The following is a 16,800-nucleotide window of genomic DNA, read 5'->3' as shown; positions in this document are numbered from 1 at the left end:
CCGCCGTCGGCCCCGTCGTGAAGTACGTCACCGATCCGAAGAGAACCGGACTTTTCGCCCGCACGTCTCTCCACTCAACATCGGCCGCCCTGCCTGCGGGATTCGGAACTGAAGGAGAGCACCTGTGTCTTTTCCCATTGCTCTGAGCATCGGCGTCCTCGGCTGCGTCGCCATCGCGGTGGCGACGTTTCTGACGGGGCGTCCGCGGAGAACGTCCCACCGTGTGTGCGCCGCCTTGGGGTGGTTGTGGGTGGCCGGGGTTGTGGGTCTGACGTTCGGGACGCGCTCCGGTGGCGGCCAGGCCATGAACCTCAAGCTGCTCGACCTCTCCAACCCCGCCGACGCCTGGGACTTCTTCCTCAACGTCCTCATGTTCGTCCCCGGCGGCCTGCTCATGGCGAGCGCAGGCATGCGTCTTCTGGGCGCGGCGACTTTGGGATTCCTCGGTTCCCTCGCCATCGAGACGATGCAGTACCTCACCGCCTCGGGGCGGACGGCCGATATCAACGACCTGCTGGCCAACACCCTGGGCTGCGTGGCCGGATTCGCCTGCGCCGCAGCGGTCCGGATCGCGTTCCGCATGAAGCGGGCGGTTGCCAGGCCGCGTCTGCGGATCTGAGGCCGGGTCGTGGCGGGTAGGGCCCGCACCGCGTGTGAATTCGTGTGCGCATTACTGCCACCACAGGCCCCGCCCCTGGCCTCCTCGGCCTCCCGTGGGTATCGAGCGCGGCACCGGGCCGCAGGCCGACTGCAGGAAAGTGGCCCGTCAGCGGGGCCACTTTTCGGGGGTGCTGCTGGTGGTCACCTGGCACACGGCCGGACGGCCCGGCGCAGGTGACCTGCCTTGGGCGACGACCCGGACACCGTCGAGCAGGATCCGGCACGAGGCGACCGTCCCCGACTCCGGTTCGATCGCCACCCGGGCCACCTGACCGGTGTTGACCAGAGTCTCCTTGCGCCACGGTAGGGGAGTGGCCCCGACCCGCTCATCCTTGTACTCCGGCTTGAAGCGGTCGGGGTTGTGTCGGTAACGCACCGTGACGGCCCGGGCGTCGCCGCTGACGACGGTGCCCTCGTAGACCAGGTCCCAGGCGTTGCCGCCGCGCGCCTCCTTCAGTACACCGATGTTGCTCCGGACCCAGAGTGCGCCGCCGATGAGGGCGGCAGCCACGGTCAGCCCGACACATGCGAGGAGGATGCCGCCGCGACGAGAGCGGCGGGCCGGAGGGGTGGGAGAGGCCATGGTGGGGGTGACTTTCTGCCTGGGACCTGGGACTGCCTGCTGCCTGAGGTTTCCTGTCGCGCCGGCCTGGTGCCGACCTTGTCCTGTCGCGCCGACCTTGTGGGGCCAGGCTGCCGGACTGCGGCTGTGATGCCCATTGTCCCGTCCTGGTGCGGGTGGGCGCGCGCAACGCCTGGTTCGGGCGCTGGACAGGGCCTCGTCCCCTGGGGGTATCGCCGGGGTGTCGCGCGTGCCGGCGCAGCAACTCAAGTTGCCAGCGGTGGCGCGTCCGGGAATTACGCATGGTGCACCCATCATCACCAACCGTCGTCCTCAGGCTCCGTCAGGTGTCCCCGGACCCCGGCGTCCTTCAGTCGGCTGTTGCCGCGCGCGACCCGCCTGGCTCTTCGGCAGGGGACGACGACTATGGTGAAACGACGACCGGAACGTGGCCGAAAGCTGGTGGAGGGCAGGCAGTGGGGGACGAGGGGAGGCTCGTCGCCGGGCGCTACCGGCTCACGGAGCAGATCGGCCGTGGCGGCATGGGCACGGTGTGGCGGGTGCAGGACGAGGTTCTGGGCCGCCAGGTCGCGCTGAAGCGGCTGCACGTGCAGCCGCAGCTGTCCGATGACGAGCTGGCCACCCTCTATGAGCGCATGCGCCGTGAAGCGCGTAGCGCCGCCCGCATCGTGCATCCCAACGTGGTCGTGGTCCACGACGTCGTGGATGACGCGGGTCAGCCCTGCATCGTCATGGAATATGTGCCGGCAGTCACCCTCGGTGAGCACATCAGGCAGCATCAGACCATCGCGCCGGAGGAGGCGGCCCGTATCGGACTGGGCATGGTCGCGGCCCTGCGGGCCGCGCACAGCGCGGGCGTACTGCATCGCGACGTCAAGCCCGGCAACGTCATGCTCGGCGCCGAGGGCCGGGTGGTGCTCACGGACTTCGGTATCGCCATGACCGCCGACGCCTCGACCCTGACCAAGACCGGCGAAATGGTGGGTTCCATCCACTACATGGCGCCCGAACGGGTACGCGGGCGCAAGCCCGGACCGGCTTCGGACCTGTGGGCGCTGGGTGCCACGCTGTACCAGGCGGTGGAGGGCCGGCCGCCGTTCCACCGGCCGACCGCGATGGAGGCCGCCTACGCCATCGCCGTCGACCCGCTGGAACCGATGAAACTGGCCGGGCCGTTGGAACCGCTCATCTCGGCCCTGCTGTCCAAGGAGCCTGACGAACGGCCGTCCGCGGAGGAGACCGAGCGGGCCCTGCGGGCCGTGCGGTCCAGCGGAGCGACTGCGCCCGGCGTCCCAACCTCACCCAGCGTCCCAAGCGCCCCCCTCGCGCCGACCGCCCCCACCGCATCGACCGCGCCGATGGGCGCGAGCGGACCGACGGCGGCCCTGTCTCGGGATTCCGCGGCTCCGGGGCCCGCCGCGGCCCCGTACATCGCTACCGCTACCGGTATCGGCGCTACCGCTACCGGTACCAGCCAGGCCCCGTCCCGCCCCACCGGCGAAGAGACGATGCCGACCGAACGCGCCCGGGCCGAAGGCGCCGGGGAACGGCGTCGACGCGGCAGGCGCCGTGGCCTGGTGACGACCGCCGTCGCCCTCACGGTTGCGGCGGCGGCCGTCGCAGGCACGATGTACGCGATGTCGAAGCGTGAGGTCAGCAGCCCACCGCACACCACCCCCAGCACCGACGCCAGGCAGACCCCTGGTTCGGCAACCCCCTCGTACACCCCGCCGCCCATGCCCCAGGGCTTTCACCAGGTCAGCGAGATCGGCGCGGTCTTCCGCGTGCCGGACGGCTGGAAGGCCATCAAGCGGACGCGCGACACCGTCATCTACGCGTCCGGTCGGGTCAGCATCACGGTCGGAATGACGGAGCCCGCCGGGTCGAACCCCATGCCGCACTTCATGGACATGGAGGCGAACACCAAGCTCAACTACTCCGTGTACCGCAGGCTGCGGATGCAGCAGACCGCGTTCCGGGACCAGCCGGCCGTCGTATGGGAGTTCACGTTCGGGGGGCGGGAACGCTCGTACCGTGGCATCGAGCTCGGCTTCGGCCGCGAGGGCGGCCGGGAGTACGACATCTACCTCTCGGCGCCGGAATCGCAGTGGGACACCTCCCGCCCCCTCTTCGACAAGGTCAAGGACGGCTTCACGACGCGCGGGCGCTGAATTCCTCTCGCTGACGGGGGACAGCCCACCGGCAACGCCCAGTCGGGCGACCGCACCCCTGGCCGCACGGCTGGCCGCGCCCCCACCCGCACCGACCGCTACTTACCCGCCGCCGTTCACTCGTCGGAGAGGCCCAGCCTGGCGTGCAGGCGGCGCAGGGGCGGCGGGGCCCACCAGTTGGCCCGTCCCGCGAGCCGCATCACAGCCGGGACGAGGATGCCGCGGACCAGCGTGGCGTCCAGCAGTACGGCCAGCGCCAGGCCCACGCCCAGCAGCTTCAGGAAGGTGATGCCGGACGTGGCCAGCGCGATCATGACGACGGCGACCAGCGCAGCCGCGGCGCTGACCAGGCGTCCGGTGCGTTCCAGTCCGACGGCGACGGCCAGGGTGTTGTCTCCTGTTTCGTCGTAGACCTCCTTGATCCGCGACAGCAGGAACACCTCGTAGTCCATGGACAGCCCGAAGGCGACGCAGAACATCAGCACAGGCATGGTGATCTCCACCGAGCCGGTCACCGTGAAGCCGCCCACCAGGGCCCGCAGATGGCCTTCCTGGAAGACGTACACCATGGCGCCGAACGTCGCGGACAGACTGAGGACATTGAGCACCACGGCCTTGACCGGGATCAACACGCTGCCGGTGAACAGGAACAGCAGCACCATGGTCGTGCCGCCGATGATCAGCATGGCCACGGCGAGCCGGCTGACGAGCGTGCCACGGGTGTCCTCGAGCATCGCGGCGTCACCGCCCACGAGCACCGGGCCGGGTGCGCGGTCCGCCCGCAACCGCTCCACCAGCTTCGTCCCGGCGGCGGAGTACGGCTCGACCGACGGCACCACCGACAGCCAACTGGCGCCGCCCGCGGCGAAGGAGGCCGAGGCGGCGGAGGGGGGTGCCACCTGCCGCCCTGCGGCGTAGGAGCCGGTGAGGGTGTCCACCCGCGCCACGCCCGGCAGGGCCGAGAGCCGGGTGCCGTAGGCGGCGACCTGCTCGCGGTGCGCGGAGCCGCCGACGGTGGGCAGCACCACGGACAGGGCGGAGGACTCGCGGCTGGCGAACTCTGCCCGCACGAACTGTGCCGTACGGTGCGCGGGCGCGTCGGCGGGCAGGACCCGGTCGTCGACCATGCCGAAGGAGACCCGGGTGAACGGCAGGCCCAGCACCACCAGGACGGCGACCACGGCCGCCGCGCACAGCACCGGCCGCCGCATGACCGCGGAGGCGAGCCGCCGCCAGAAAGCGCCCTTCCCGGCGCCCGGCGCGGACCCCGCGTCCCGGTCGGAGCCCGGCCGTCCTCCGCGCCGGAACAATCGCCGTACGTCGAGTGCGTCGATGCGCGGGCCGAGCAGCCCCAGCGCCGCGGGCAGCACCACCAGCGCGGCGAACGCCGCGAGCGTCACCACCGCCACGCCCGCATAGGCGAAGGAGCGCAGGAAGTACAGCGGGAAGACCAGCAGGGCGAGGAGCGAGAGGGCCACCGTCAGGGCGGAGAACAGCACGGTGCGGCCGGCCGTGCGGACGCTTCGCGCGACCGCCTCGGTGGTTCCCAGGCCGCGGGCCAGCTCCTCCCGGTAGCGGGTGACGATGAACAGGCTGTAGTCGATGGCCAGTCCCAGCCCCAGTGCGGTGGTGATGTTGGTCGCGAAGACGGACACCGAGGTCAGTTCGGAGAGCACCCGTAGGACGACGAACGTACCCAGGATGGAGAACACCCCGATGAGCAGGGGCAGTACGGCCGCCGCCGCACTGCCGAACACGAAGAGCAGAATGAGCAGGATGACCGGCGCCGCATACGCCTCGGCCTTGAAGAGGTCCTGTCGGCTGCGGTTTTGGACCTCCACCGCGACCTGCGCGAACCCGGTCGCGGAGACCTGCAGTACCCCCTGACGGCCGGTGAAGTGGGGGCCCAGCAGCTTCGCGCTCCTTCGCACCCGGTCCTCGTCGCCGCCCAGACGCACGAGCACCAGCGCCGCACGCCCGTCGCGGGCCCTCAGTGGCGCCGCCGAGCCGCGCGGGACGGTCCAGTACGAGGTGACCGACAGGACGCCCGGCTGCTGGGTGAGCCGCCGGGTGAGGTCCCGCCCGGCGGCCGCGGTCCGTGGCTCGTCGACCGGTCCCGGAGCGCGCGCCAGCAGCGCCAGGTTGGGAACGCCCGAGCCGAAATGGCGGGTGAGGAACGTCTCGGCCCTCGTCGACTCCGCCGCACGGTCGGTGAAGCCGCCGCTGGACAGCCGGTCGGTGACACCCCCGCCGATCGGGACCGCCACGATCACGGCCAGTAGCGCGACCAGCAGCACCGGTAGGCGCAGCCGGACCACCAGGCGTCCGAGCGCGGCGAGCCGGGAGCGGTCGGCCGGTGTTCCGGACCGGACCCCGGAGGGCCGGTCTTCGGCCGCGGTGGTGGTGTGGGTGGGTCTGGACACGGTGATTCCTGTGGATCGGCTCGGAGCCCTGCCCCTGGACGGGGTCAGACGCCGAGGAACAGAACCGCGTACAGGGTCAGCCCGGGCCCGAAGGCCAACGCCAGGCCGTACTCCTCGGGTGCCAACGGGGACCGGCGCTGCAGCTCCGCCATCACGAGGGGCAGGCCCGCGGAGGCGCAGTTGCCGTGTTCCTGCAGCACGTGCCGGGAGGCGGTGACGGCCTCGGGCGGCAGGCCGAGGCTGTGCTCGGCGGCGTCGAGGATGCGCGGCCCGCCTGGGTGGACCGCCCACCAGTGCACGTCGGTGAGGCTGATCGAGTGACGCGACAGCAGGTCGCCGACCATGTTCGGCAGATAGCGTTCGAGGACTTCGGGCACGTGAGGAGAGAGGCCCATCCGGAAGCCGTGGTCTCCGACCGTGAGGGACATGTAGTCCTCGTGCTCGGTGTCGGTCTGCGCGGCGACGTCGATGATCTTCAGTCCGTGCTCGGCTCCGGCGGGTCGCCCGGGATGAATGACGGTGGCCGTGACGGCATCGCCGAAGAGCGCGTTCACCACCTGCTGGCAGGCGTCCCAGGGCGGTGGCTGCAGGTGCAACGACGACAGTTCGGCATTGACGAGCACGGCCGAGCGCTGCTGCGCGCGGACGAAGTTGGCGCACGCGGCCATGGCCGGCAGCGCCGCCAGACAGCCCATGTGCCCCACCAGGAGACGCTGTACCGACGACGGCATCCCCACGTCCCGTGCCAGCCGGGTGTCCAGGCCCGGTGCGGCGTATCCCGTGGAGGACGTGACGCATATCAGGCCGACCTCGGCCGGGTCGGTGCCGGTCTGGCTCAGGGCAGATGCCACGGCGTCCTTGCACAGGGGCAGCGCTTCTTCCTGGTAGCGGCACATGCGTGCGGCCGTGGACCAGTGCTCGACGTCGTCGAGCAGTGGGCTCACCGCCACGTGGCGCCGCGAGATGCCCGAACACCCGACGATCCGGTCGACGAGCCGTTGCTTGGCGTCGTTGCCTTCCAGGCGCGCGTAGTCCTCTTGACTGTAGGAGATCGCCGGCAGGCCCGCCGCAACGCCGGTCACCACTGCCGAACCGCATCCGCCATCCATACCTCCGACCACCTCCCGCAGTCATGCTGATACGTACGGTAATCATACCGATGTGGAGTGGGGCCGCCACGTGTGCCTGGCCCACGCCTGACGGCCGACGGGCGGAGGTCGAGCTCGGTCGCCAGGCGCAGCACGTGACTGCGAGGCAGTGTTCGGCGGGATGGTGGTCACCCCGCCGTTCAGGCTGCGAGTCCCGGGACGCGGCGGGTCGGTTGCCCGGTGAGGTGGTGGACGTAGCTCGTGTCCCAGGCGGAAGCGGGTGGTCCAGGCAAGGAGTCGGCTGGGGCGGTTGTTGCGCGAGCAGGTCCGGCTGGGGGTGTGGCCCCGGGCCGCGATGTCCTGGCACAGGGCGGTGACGCAGGCCAGGGCGAGGCGCTGACGGCGGTGTTCGGGGACGGCCGGCCCGCCCCAACTGGTGTGAATCCAGGCCGATTCGGCGCCCAGTGCGGCGACGGCGGGATGGTTCTCGGACGTCAGCCGACGCACCGTCACACCACAGGGCGGGTGCGGGCGTGCCACCGGGGCGCGGTGGACGTATCCCAGGCGTTCCCACGGCACCAGCTGGTCGAACGTACAGTCCTGGCGGCTTGTCGGGGTGGGGCATCAGTTAGCAGTGGGCGCAGGGGTGTTCATGGTTCGACGGGCGGTTGGTGGTGGGGTGTCGGAGGAGGGCGTGGCCCGTCGGGCGGGCGAGACGTCTCGGCGCGTGGCGGACGTCTTTACGTGGAACGGCGTGGCGCGCGTCGCAGGGCCGTCGGATGAGGGGACGGCCGAGGAGGAGCCAGGCGCTGTTCGCGTCGCCCATCCAATTCCGTATCGACGCCCGCCTTCAAGGGGACCAAGCCGCAATGGGCGCACTCCCGACGAGCGGGCCGGCTGGGCTGCGTATCCGCCCGGGTGGACCGGGCGCTCAGGCAGGCGCCAGGCCGATACCGACCGAGCGAAAGCCCACGGCGTGAGCCGCGGCCCTGTTGCGCGTATGGTTGGGTTAAGTATCAGTAAGTACCAGTGAAGTTCCTTGGAGGGAACGGAAACTCGGCTGATCGGCTGGAGAGCTGGTGAGGGCCTTACGACGGCCCCCGGCGCACCTCCGGCGAATCGGAGATGGTGTCGTGCACACCTGCGTACTGTCTGTTACGTACATGCCTGGCCCGCTCGTGGATGCGGGGCCAGGCACAGCCCAACGGGCAGGGCTCCGACGGCGGGCCGGCGGCGCCGGTGCCGACGTCGACGCGGCGGCATCGGCAGTGGTTCGTGGTCGGCTTCCACCCGCCCGGGGACGTGCTGGATCCGGCGCCGCTTCCACTCTGCGGCCGCCGTAGACGGAGTGCTGCCGTCAGCGGCAGTTGATGGCCGGTGACGTGGTGGGGCCGTGGTCACATCACCCTTTCCTGCGGGGGCTGTTCGAGCCACCTCTCCGGCGCCACCGCGGCCGGGCTCGCGTACATCGGTGTCATGAGGACGCAGAGGAAGACCGTGAAGACCGCACCGCATCGCGCACCGATCGACCACAGCAGCACGGGCTGCCTGCCCCACCTGCTCCGGCAGCAGGTCGAGGCGCGGCCCGACGCCGTCGCGGTGGTCTGCGGCGACCGGTGTCTGACGTACCGCGAGCTGGATGAGGCGGCGCGCGGACTGGCGGCGTACCTCCGCCAGGTCGGTGCGGATGTGGAGGACACCGTGGGACTGTTCGTCGAACCGTCCCTGGAGCTGATGACCGGGGTGTGGGGCATCCTGTTCGCCGGAGCGGCGTATCTGCCGCTGTCGCCGGAGTACCCGGAGAGCCGGCTCCGCTACATGATCGACGACAGTCGCACGCGCGTCATCGTCACCCAGGACCACCTGGCAGCCCGCCTGGCCGAGCTGGCCCCCACAGGCACCCGGATCGTCACCCCGGCCGACGTGCTGAGCGACTGCCGCACCAGATTCGCCCAAGTGCCGGTGCGGCCGGAGTCGCTGGCGTACGTCATCTACACGTCCGGCAGCACCGGCAGGCCGAAGGGCGTGATGATCGAGCACCGCAGCATCGCCTCCCAGATGCGGTGGATGCACCGCTACGGCTACCTGGGCCAGGACGTCACCGTGCTGCAGAAGACACCGATGAGTTTCGACGCGGCACAGTGGGAGATCCTGGCCCCGGCCGTCGGCGGCCGGGTGGTGATGGGGACACCAGGCATCCACCGGGACCCGCAGGCACTGGTCGCCGCGGTGGTCGAACACCAGGCGACCGCGTTGCAGTGCGTGCCCACGCTGCTGCAAGCGCTGCTGGACACCGAGGAGTTGGGCCGGTGCACCTCGCTGCGATGGGTGTTCTCCGGAGGCGAGGCACTGTCCTGGCGGCTCGCCCGCGCGCTGGCCGACGAACTGCCGTGGGTCTCGCTGGTCAACCTGTACGGGCCGACGGAGGCCACCATCAACGCCACCGCCTGCCTGGTGGACCCGCACGCGGCCGGTGCCTGCACGGGCAGCGTGTCCATCGGGGCGCCGGTCGGCGACACCCAGTGCTTCATCCTCGACGCCAACCTGGCGCCGGTGGGCATCGAGGAGACCGGCGAGCTGTACATCGGCGGCATCCAACTGGCACGTGGCTATCTGAACCAGCCCGAACAGACCCAGGAGCGCTTCATCACCTCGCCGTTCACCCGCACCGAACGCCTGTACCGCACCGGCGACCTGGCGTACTGGAACCGGGACGGCACCATCCAGTTCGCCGGCCGGGCCGACAACCAGGTCAAACTGCGCGGCTGCCGCGTCGAGCTCGACGAGGTCGCCCTGGCCATCGAGGAACACATCTGGGTCAGACGCGCGGCGGTCGTCGTCACCGACAACCAGCGCACCGGTTCGCCGCACCTGATTGCCTGTGTCGAGCTGAACCCCAAGGAAGCGGCACTGATGGACCAGGGCAACCACGGCGCCCACCACCAGTCCAAGGAAAGCCGGCTCCAGGTCAGGGCGCAGTTGTCCAACCCGGGGCTGCGCCGCCGCGAGCAGCTCGCCGGTCGGCCCGTGGTGAAGCTGCCCGGCAGACAGGAGACGCCCCGGCAGCGCAGGGAGGTCTTCGCCCGCAAGACCTACCGCTTCTACGACGGGGGACCGGTCACCCGCGCCGCCCTGCTGGCCCTGCTCGCCGAACGCCCGGTCGCCGGCCGGTCCCGCGGACTGGACGAGCTGACCTTCGCGGAACTGGGCGAGCTGCTGCGGTGGTTCGGCGCGTACCACAGCGACCAGCGGCTGCTGCCGAAGTACGCCTACGCCTCCCCGGGCGCCCTGTACGCCACACAGCTGTACCTGGAAACCGGCGGCGGCACAGCGGGACTCGCGGCCGGCGTGTACTACTACCACCCCGTCGACCACACTCTCGTACGGATCGGGCCCCCTTCCCACGGATCCCCTTCCCACCGATCACCTTCCCGCCGATCAGACGGCCGTCTGTCGGTCCACCTCCTCGGCTGCAAGCGGGCCATGGAACCGGTGTACAAGAACAACATCCAGGAAGTGCTGGAAATCGAAGCCGGGCACATGGCCGCACTCTTCGAGGAGGTGCTGCCGGACTACGGGCTGGCCATCCGGCCGCTGGCCCACGACGAGTCGGTCAAGGACCTCCTGGACGTCTCCGTCGAGGACTACTACCTGGGCACGTTCGCCATCGGCCCCGCCGACGGGGAAGCCTGGGAGGATCCCACCGAGATCTATGTGCAGTCCCACCCGGGACGTATCCAGGATCTGCCCACCGGTCAATACCGCTACGCCGGCGGCGGGTTGGTGCACCTCTCGGACGAACTGGTACTGCCCAAGCATGTCATCGCCATCAACCAGCAGGTCTACCGGCGCGCGAGCTTCGGCATCACCGCCGTCAGCCGCGCCGACCAGCCCTGGCTGGAGTACGTGGCCCTGGGCAGAAAACTCCACCACCTGCAACGCAACGGCGTGCGCCTGGGCCTGATGTCCTCGGGATACAGCTCGAAGACGGGCCATCCCCTGCCCGCCGCCCAACGCATCGACGACATCCTGGCCGCCCGCGGCCTGCCCACCGGTCCCTCGTACTTCTTCCTCGGCGGCAGGGTCAGCGACGAGCAGATCCGCGGCGAGGGCATGCACGAGGACATCGTCCACATGAAGGGCCCGGCCGAGATCATCAAGGACGAGCTGATCCGCATCCTGCCCGACTACATGGTCCCCGACCGGGTCCTGGTGCTCGACAGGCTGCCCCTGACAGCGAACGGCAAGGTCGACGTCAAGGCACTCACCGCCTGCGACCAGGTGCGGTCGGCGGACCGCACCACCCCCTACCTCGCCCCCGCGACCAGGCACGAGAAGTGGCTCGCCGAGGCGTGGGGCAGGGCCTTGGCATACGACCATGTCTCGACCGAGGACGACTTCTTCGCCTGCGGCGGCGACTCGCTCACCGCCGTCGAGCTGGTCCTGACGATCAACCGCGAGTTCGGCACCCGGCTGCCGCTCCAGGTCGTCTTCGAGCACCCGAAGCTGGGCGACCTCGCCGCCCGCATCGCCGACTGCACCGCCCGGCCCTCCTCCCGACTGGTACCCCTGCACGACGCGGGCCGCGGCCGGCCCGTCTTCTGCTGGCCCGGACTGGGCGGCTACCCGATGAACCTGCGCCTGCTGGCACGCCAGGCAGGTATGGGACGGCCCTTCCACGGCATCCAGGCACACGGGGTCAACTCCGGCGAGGAGCCCTACCCGACCATCCGGGAGATGGCCGCCGCCGACCTCGCCGAGATCCGGCGGGTGCAGACCGAGGGGCCGTACACCCTGTGGGGCTACTCCTTCGGAGCCCGGCTCGCCTTCGAGGCCGCATGGCAGCTGGAGCAGGCCGGCCAACCGGTGGACAACCTGCTGCTGCTCTGCCCGGGCAATCCGAAGGTCCACCACGCCAACGCCGACCGCCACGGGCGCCAGGCGTCCTACACCAACCCGGCGTATCTGACGATCCTGTATTCCGTCTTCACCGGCTCCATCACCGGGCCCGACCTCGACGAGTGTGCAGCGGCCGTCCGCGACGAGAACAGCTTCGTCGCCTTCATCCACCATCTGCTCCCCGCACTCGACGAGCAGCTGATCCGCCGGATCGCCCGGATCGTCGCGCTGACCTACGAGTTCCAGTACAACGTCCGCGAACTCGCCGCGCGGCAGATCCATGCGCCGGTCACGGTCTTCAGGGCCACCGGTGACGACTCCTCGTTCATCGACACCTGGTCCGGCTACTCCGCCACACCCCCGACCGTGGTCGATCTCGACACCGATCACTACAGCGCGCTGAAGGAGGCCGGCGTCACCGAACTCGCCTCGGCCATACAAGCCAGGCTGAACGGCTGACCCTCCAACTGCCGCCCGGTGCCTGGCTTTCAGGCCCCCGTCAGCGCCACGGCGGACCGCTTCAGGGCACGCAGCAGCCAGTCGATGTGGTCGGATTCCAGAATCGCCGGCGGCGTCAGCCGGATCACCCTGCTGGCGTTGAGCGTGTACGAGGTCAGCACCCGCTCGCGGAGCATATGGGTCAGGAACAGCCCGGCCAGCGCCTCGGACGTGAACTCGATTCCGATGAGCAGCCCGCGTCCGCGGACCTCCCGGATGGCCTGCGGGCCGGCGGCGGCGAGCGCGTCGGAGATCTGCGGCAGCAGCCGGCCGCCGAGCTCTCCGGCCCGCTCGACCAGGCGGTCCCGCCGCAGCACCTCGATCGTGGTGGCCGCGGCCACGGACGCGAGGGGATTGCCGCCGTAGGTCGAGGAGTGGAACAACGGGTCGCGGTTGAGGACTTCGTAGACCTCGGGCGTGGCCAGTGTCGCGGCAACCGGAACGACCCCGCCGCTGAGCACCTTCCCCGTCGTCAGCAGGTCCGGGCGCACCCCTTCCGCGTCACACCCCCACCAGGAGCCGAGGCGGCCGAGCCCGGACTGGATCTCGTCCACGGCGAGCAGCGCGCGGAACTCCTCGCACAGCTCGCGCACCTGCCGGAGATAGCCCTCGCGGGGAATGCGCACCCCGCCCTCGGCCTGTACCGGTTCCAGCAGCACGCAGGCCCGCGCCGGATCGCCGCGCAGTGCGGCCTTCAGGGCGTCGGTGTCACCGAACGGAACGAACTCCACATCCGGCAGCAGCGGTTCGAGACCGGTCCGGTAGCGGGCGTTGCCGGTCGCGCTGAGCGACCCCAGTGTCTTGCCGTGGAAGCCGCCCTGGGCGGCGATCAGCCGGTGGCAGCCGTTCGCCCGGGCGAGCTTCAGCGTCAACTCCACTGCTTCCGTACCGGAGTTGGTGAAGAAGGCGTACTGCAGACCGGCGGGCGCCATCGAGATCAGGGTCCCTGCCGCGGATGCCATTTTCGGCTCGATCAGTGCGCGCGTCGACAGCGGATGCCTGCCCAACTGTGCCGTGACTGCGTCGACGACGTCCGGGTGGCGGTGCCCCAGGAGGAACACCCCGTACCCCCCGCAGTCGAGATAGGGATGGTCCTCCTCGTCGTACACCAGGGCACCGTCCGAGCGCACCTCCAACGGCAGGCCCAGCAGGGAGGCGATGCGGGCGTGGCCGCGATTGACGTGGTCGCGGAGGTGGTCCAGTGCGACCGCCCGCGCCCGGCCGGCATCCGACGGGGTCACCGCGCCGCTCCCGAAGTGTTGCGCGCATGAAGTCCGCTCGCCTTCGCCCACCTCAGCAGGGAGGCGCGCAGCGTCTCCTTCTGGTCGGGCAGTTCCGCCACATCACTGGGGAACGGCTCGCGTACGGACAGGTAGGGGGTCAGCTGCTCGGCGAGGGCTTTGATCAGCTTCTGGCTGTCCTCCGGCAGGGACTTGAGAAACACCGGCACGATCAGCCGCTCGTACAGATCCTCGTCGACGAGGCGCACGGCCGGAACGGGCCGGCCCAGTTCCTCCGCGGCGGCGCGGATCTCGCTGATGGCCTCGCCGACCCGCAGGGCCCGGGATCCGGCCGTCAGCCACAGTTCCGGGCGGTCAAACTCCTCTTCGACGAGGCCGGCGATATGCCGCGCCACGACGTCCTGCGGTACGAAGTCGACCAGCCGGGTGGGATCCAGCGGGATGAGGGGGAGGTGGCCGGCCAGTATCGCGCCGCACACCTTGTGGAACCCCTGGTGCCTGGCGATCTGACCGGTGTGGGAGTCGCCGACGATGATCGAGGGCCGGACGATGACCGCCGGCAGGCCACTGGCGCCCACCAGCTCCTCGGCCTGCGCCTTGGTCCGGGCGTAGGCCGGTGCCGAGGAGCCACCGTCGGCGCCCAGAGCGGAGAACGCGGTACTGACGTACACCAGTCGCGCCCCGGCCTCCCGGGCGAGGTCGACGATCCGCTGGGTGCCCGCGACATTGGTTTCGGCCAGCTCGGGCCCGTCGGTGAAGTTGGTGTCGGCCGCGGCGTGCACGATCACATCGATCGCCGCGCAGGCTTCCTTGAATTCACTACCGGACAGTCCCAGGCAGGGCAGTCTGATGTCTCCGCGCACAGTCTTCACCCTCGGCGCACTCAGCGCGGTCTCGTGGACGAGACAGGTGACGTGGTGCGTGTCGAGGTGTGGCAGCAGGGCACTGCCCACCACTCCGGTCGCGCCGGTGAGGAGCACATTCAGCGGTCGGCGCCCGACTTCGGTCTGCCACATGGGTGTTGTGTCCTTCCATCGGGAATTCTCCGCGGGAGAACGGGCCGGCGGTGCCGCCCCGGGGCGCTGGGAAGAAGAGATACCCACGGTTCACCTCCGCCCGTCGAGGCGGCCGGAAAACTGTCGGACGTAGCGCACCGTCACTTCAGGAACCGAGGACCATGCTATGGAGGTGTCGGAGCGGCCACCACCGGAGACACCATCAGGATCGCCATCCCCCTGGAATGTGTTCACCCGGCACACCCGTATCCGGAAGCGGCACTTTTCCCCGTCCCACGTGCCGCGCCCGTCGCAACCGTCCCCGGATGGCGGAAGGCCGCAGCTCTCGGCAGGCGTGCGCACCTCTTCGGGACCTAGCATGACGGTACGCAATGCCTGGCGTTGTCCCCACTGCCGTGGGAGCGTCGCCGCCGTATCCGAAGAAAACAGAAGCCGACACACCGGCCGCAGATCCAGTGGGAACGCTGCACCCGGTTCGCATGGGTATTCCCGACTCGTACCGGACTGCCGAACATCACGCCTTCCCTTCATCCATGGCTCGGAAGATTTGGGGGCGCAGTGCGCGAGGTCCGCGTTGCCTTTCACATTCCCGGTGCACAGCCGCGGAAGGTATTCGACTCACTCTCGGATTTCGCCAGCTTTCCACGGCATTCCGATGTGGTGCACTCCGTCTCCCTTGAGGACGGCCCGGACCACGACCGGATCTCCACCTGGGAAGTCGACTTCGCCGGCGGAATCCTCAAGTGGCGGGAACGGGACCGCCTGGACGAGCCGCGCCTGCGGATCGACTTCGAACTCATCGACGGCGACCTGCTCGCCCTGGCCGGTGACTGGTCGATCACGCCGCTCCCGGACGGGAGCGCGCTCCGGTTCGGCGCCCGCTTCGACCTCGGGGTACCCGGCATGGCGGACCTCCTGGAGCCCGTCGCCGGCCGGGCCATGACGGACACCGTGACCAAGATGATGCACGGGGTTTTCGGACCGACCGCAGAGGTCACCGAATGCCAGGACCTGGCCGCCGAACCCTTGGAGGGTGGCGGTGGTCAGCCCTGAGAGCACGGTAGTGGGCTCACCGGCCCCCTGGCAGGTCGAGGTGGTCGACAGCGTCTCCGAGATCCCGCCGGAAGTGTGGCGGGAACTCGCACCGCCCGACGACCCGATCTACGCGTACGCGTTGTTCCAGGCCATGGAACGGACCGGAATCGGCCCGGACGCCTATCGATACCTCGTGCTCCGAAACGGGCAGCAGATCAGGGCCGTTCTGCCGACCTGCGTCTACCGCGCACTGGCGCTCGAAGACGCACTGGGAAAAGAGGGCCGGCGAGCGCTGCGGCCGCTGCACCGCATCATGGGCAGACCGCTGCGTATCGGACTCCTGCTGTGCGGACACCTCCTGGGAGAGGGGAGGGTCCTGCGCGCGGACACACTCGATGAATCCGCGCCACACCTCCTGGTCGAAGCGGTGCGCCGACTCTCCGCCTCGATGGGCACACGGTGGACCGTTTTCAAGGACTTTCCCCAGGCGGACCTGGAGTGGCTGGACCCGGCACTGCGCAGAGCCGGATACTTCCGGGCCCCCGGGCTGCCCGACGCCCATGTCTCCCTGCCCGCCACGACTTTCGAGGAATACGTCGCCACCCTGTCCAGGAACAACCGGAGCACCGCCCGGCGCAATCTGGCGAGGTTCTCCGAGCACGACGACGTGACCATGGAGGTGCGCGAGCGATTCGACGATCTCGTACCGGCCATGATGCCGCTCTACGAGGCGGTGCTCGAGCATGCGGAGAGCCGGCTGGACGTGTGGACACCGGAATTCTTCTCCCTGCTCTCCACCGACCCGAGGATTTCGGCCAAGGCGGTCACCGTCTGGGAGAAGGACCGCCTGGTGGGGTTCCTGGTCTGCCTGTTCGGGGAGAAGAACGCGGTGGCCATCCGGATCGGCATCGACTACGACTGCTCGCGGGAACTGCGCCTCTACCAGGTCACCTACTACCGCGGCATCGACGAGGCGATTCGGATGGGAATGGCCGACATCAACCTCACCCAGACCGCCTATGAGGCGAAACACAAGATGGGCTGCCACCTCGTCCCGTTCGAACATGCCGTGACGCACAGCAACCCGGTGTGCAGGACGATCCTGAGGTACGTGTTCCCGATGGCGCTCAACCGGTCCGGAGAGCGCGAACAGGACGCGTCCCGCGGTTAGGGCGTGTCCGATGGG

At 69.8% G+C, this 16,800-nt stretch carries 10 protein-coding genes; 5 read left to right on the top strand and 5 right to left on the bottom strand.

Features of this window, described 5'->3' with window-relative positions; genetic code table 11:
* The first annotated feature begins 124 nt into the window (after nucleotides 1-124).
* Nucleotides 125-619, top strand: a complete 495-nt coding sequence (locus tag ACRAS8_RS00625) for a VanZ family protein (RefSeq protein ID WP_438483744.1) — start codon at nucleotides 125-127, stop codon at nucleotides 617-619.
* Nucleotides 620-766: 147 nt separating this feature from the next.
* Here ACRAS8_RS00625 and ACRAS8_RS00620 read toward each other — a convergent pair whose 3' ends face one another.
* Nucleotides 767-1,171 (bottom strand): hypothetical protein, encoded by a 405-nt coding sequence (locus ACRAS8_RS00620; RefSeq protein ID WP_438483743.1) that lies wholly within the window; start codon nucleotides 1,169-1,171, stop codon nucleotides 767-769.
* 527 nt (nucleotides 1,172-1,698) lie between these two features.
* Here ACRAS8_RS00620 and ACRAS8_RS00615 point away from each other — a divergent pair.
* Nucleotides 1,699-3,414, top strand: coding sequence for a protein kinase domain-containing protein (locus ACRAS8_RS00615; protein ID WP_438483742.1), 1,716 nt, complete (start codon nucleotides 1,699-1,701; stop codon nucleotides 3,412-3,414).
* Nucleotides 3,415-3,530: 116 nt separating this feature from the next.
* On the opposite strand, the gene ACRAS8_RS00610 is transcribed toward ACRAS8_RS00615, so the two are convergent.
* Together ACRAS8_RS00610 and ACRAS8_RS00605 are read right to left on the bottom strand one after the other, a co-directional pair.
* A complete protein-coding gene (locus tag ACRAS8_RS00610) occupies nucleotides 3,531-5,837 on the bottom strand; it encodes an MMPL family transporter (RefSeq protein WP_438483741.1) in 2,307 nt (768 codons plus the stop codon).
* Between the two features lie 44 nt (nucleotides 5,838-5,881).
* A complete protein-coding gene (locus tag ACRAS8_RS00605; RefSeq protein WP_438483740.1) occupies nucleotides 5,882-6,922 on the bottom strand; it encodes a type III polyketide synthase in 1,041 nt (346 codons plus the stop codon).
* A 1,479-nt stretch (nucleotides 6,923-8,401) separates the two neighbouring features.
* Here ACRAS8_RS00605 and ACRAS8_RS00600 point away from each other — a divergent pair.
* Nucleotides 8,402-12,283 (top strand): amino acid adenylation domain-containing protein, encoded by a 3,882-nt coding sequence (locus tag ACRAS8_RS00600; protein ID WP_438483739.1) that lies wholly within the window; start codon nucleotides 8,402-8,404, stop codon nucleotides 12,281-12,283.
* A gap of 29 nt (nucleotides 12,284-12,312) precedes the next feature.
* Here the strand turns inward: ACRAS8_RS00600 and ACRAS8_RS00595 are convergent, their stop codons facing one another.
* Complete coding sequence (locus tag ACRAS8_RS00595) at nucleotides 12,313-13,563, bottom strand: aspartate aminotransferase family protein (RefSeq protein WP_438483738.1); 1,251 nt, start codon at nucleotides 13,561-13,563, stop codon at nucleotides 12,313-12,315.
* Nucleotides 13,560-14,579: an SDR family oxidoreductase gene (locus ACRAS8_RS00590; RefSeq protein ID WP_438483737.1), complete on the bottom strand. Its 1,020-nt coding sequence runs from the start codon at nucleotides 14,577-14,579 to the stop codon at nucleotides 13,560-13,562. Before ACRAS8_RS00590 ends, ACRAS8_RS00595 begins: the two co-directional genes overlap by 4 nt.
* 558 nt (nucleotides 14,580-15,137) lie before the next feature.
* On the opposite strand from ACRAS8_RS00590, the gene ACRAS8_RS00585 reads away from it, so the two are divergent.
* Together ACRAS8_RS00585 and ACRAS8_RS00580 are read left to right on the top strand one after the other, a co-directional pair.
* Nucleotides 15,138-15,632, top strand: a complete 495-nt coding sequence (locus ACRAS8_RS00585) for a type II toxin-antitoxin system RatA family toxin (protein WP_438483736.1) — start codon at nucleotides 15,138-15,140, stop codon at nucleotides 15,630-15,632.
* The gene (locus ACRAS8_RS00580) at nucleotides 15,619-16,785 is read left to right on the top strand and encodes a GNAT family N-acetyltransferase (protein ID WP_438483735.1); all 1,167 of its coding nucleotides are present in this window, start codon (nucleotides 15,619-15,621) and stop codon (nucleotides 16,783-16,785) included. The genes ACRAS8_RS00585 and ACRAS8_RS00580 overlap by 14 nt, the downstream gene beginning before the upstream one ends.
* Nucleotides 16,786-16,800 lie beyond the last annotated feature (15 nt).

Origin of the sequence: Streptomyces sp. S186 (assembly GCF_051603415.1) — a bacterium.
Lineage (GTDB): Bacteria > Actinomycetota > Actinomycetes > Streptomycetales > Streptomycetaceae > Streptomyces.
The sequence above is the reverse complement of the archived record's forward strand: the minus strand, read 5'-3'. Positions and strand labels throughout refer to the sequence as shown.

What these genes read in the sequence shown, in the direction of transcription:
- ACRAS8_RS00600 (WP_438483739.1), top strand. Translation starts at nt 8,402, where the DNA reads ATGAGGACGCAGAGGAAGACCGTGAAGACCGCACCGCATCGCGCACCG.
- ACRAS8_RS00590 (WP_438483737.1), bottom strand. Translation starts at nt 14,579, where the DNA reads ATGTGGCAGACCGAAGTCGGGCGCCGACCGCTGAATGTGCTCCTCACC.